At 63.9% G+C, this 1,647-nt stretch carries 3 protein-coding genes; all 3 read left to right on the top strand.

The window, feature by feature from the left end:
* A partial coding sequence (locus ABT057_RS49050) for a DUF6507 family protein (protein WP_352351907.1) occupies positions 1 to 231 on the top strand: 231 nt, incomplete at its 5' end.
* Between the two features lie 118 nt (positions 232 to 349).
* Complete coding sequence (locus ABT057_RS49045) at positions 350 to 484, top strand: hypothetical protein (RefSeq protein ID WP_352351905.1); 135 nt, start codon at positions 350 to 352, stop codon at positions 482 to 484.
* 158 nt (positions 485 to 642) lie between these two features.
* Positions 643 to 1,284, top strand: coding sequence for a hypothetical protein (locus ABT057_RS49040; protein WP_352351903.1), 642 nt, complete (start codon positions 643 to 645; stop codon positions 1,282 to 1,284).
* Positions 1,285 to 1,647 lie beyond the last annotated feature (363 nt).

Here is a 1,647-nt window from a genome sequence, read left to right as displayed (position 1 = left end):
GCGGGAGGCGAGCAGGCGCAGGGCGGGCTGGTGGCGCTGGCGTTGTCGCAGTACGCGGAGCGGGCGTCGAAGGACCTGTCGTACGTCGCCGCCCGCGCGGGGAAGTCGTTGCAGGGCGTGGTGGACGCGACGACGGCGTACTTGAACGGCGATGAACAGATGGCGATGGAGGCGCAGCGCAACACGCTGAAGGCGCCGAAGCTGGACATGCCGGGGGCGGGCAAGACGTGATCAAGCCGGAGGAGATCCCCCAGTTCACCGGGAATCTGTTCCAACTGGAGCTGGACCACGCCGCGTTGAAGAAGGACGCGGGCACCGTCCGGGCTGCCCGTTGAAAAAAATGGATTCCGTGATGGCTGAGGTGCATCGGATCAATATCGACGACCCCGAGGTCGATATGGATATGGGGCGGCGATTGCTGTACTGCGGCGAACCCTTCACGGGCGAGGTCGAGGAGTTTTCGGCGATTCTCGAGTGGCTCTGAAGGGGACATTCCTGTCCAGCCGGGAGTGGGATGAACAGGGCCGGCCCACAGAGGTGTGGGGCAAGGAGGACGGCTGAGATTTCGGCAGTGTGGACGGTTCAAGGAAGGTTCGATCGCCATTCCGGCCGACGGTCCCACATATCCGTAAGGGAAATCCAGTGTCCATCCTCATGCGTGCGCCGCGTGAATGCGCCTCCTGGTTCTGGGACCTGGAAGACCATGCGCCACCTGGTCTGCGATCTGCGCTCGACACCGCTGCGCGGATGTCCGCGATTCTGCAGAAGCATGAACTCCTGCAGCCGACCATGCTGGAATGGTTCTGGCTTGTGCCCGAGATGGGCGGAGCGGTGGGCAAGGCGAGCCTGGGGCTCATGCGGCCGTTGGACGATGAGTGGACTGTTCGGAGGGTCGAGGGGTTGCGTCCTGTCGCCTTTCCGGAAGCCGAGTTCAGCGGCTTCCTCGTGGCGGGGGCCGGTGTGTGGTTCGACGAGGACGGGGCACGGCACCGCGAGGATCGTCTGGTCGAACTGACTGTCTCCTCGGAACCGCTCGGTCTCTCGGCTGATGTTTCCGTCTTCCACGACATTTGGGGCCCGTTCGACTTCCGTGGTGCCCCTCACCCGGAAACGCAACGCCGAAACGCCCCGCGACTGGCTGCGGCGCTGATGGAACTGGACTCGCTCCTGGGGATCGAGGCGGAGCCCGGAGAGCCGACGTACTTCGGGAGAGCGGCAGGGTACGGGGTGATGGAGCCGGACGTGGTGGACGGGCGGGGCCCGGACCTCACCGATCTGCTCTGATCGGCGCCAAGCGATCTTGGGTGGTTTGTGGCGAACAGCCCCCTGTGTCCCCATGGCTTGGTCACGGATTTGTGGTGCCTCTGTAAGAACGGCGGCCGTCGATTGCACTGGCAATCAGTCAGTTGATAGGGATGAGTCTGCGCGCAGTGCGCGCGATGTGAGCCAAGTGAGCTGAACGGGGGCCTTGATGAAGTTCGACATGGGTGCGCAGACGCTGTCGACGTTGCAGCGTGACTCGCGTGGGTCCAGTGACGATCTGGGTTCGTTGATCAAGCAGTTGGTGCAGGCGGCGACGCCGTTGGAGGGCAAGTTCAACGGTACGGGCCGTCAGATGTTCGACCAGTTCAAGGGGCGTGCGGATGA

Source organism: Streptomyces sp. NPDC002588 (assembly GCF_040295925.1).
GTDB lineage: Bacteria > Actinomycetota > Actinomycetes > Streptomycetales > Streptomycetaceae > Streptomyces.
Note: the sequence above shows the minus strand (reverse complement) of the source record. Positions and strands in the feature narration are given on the sequence as shown.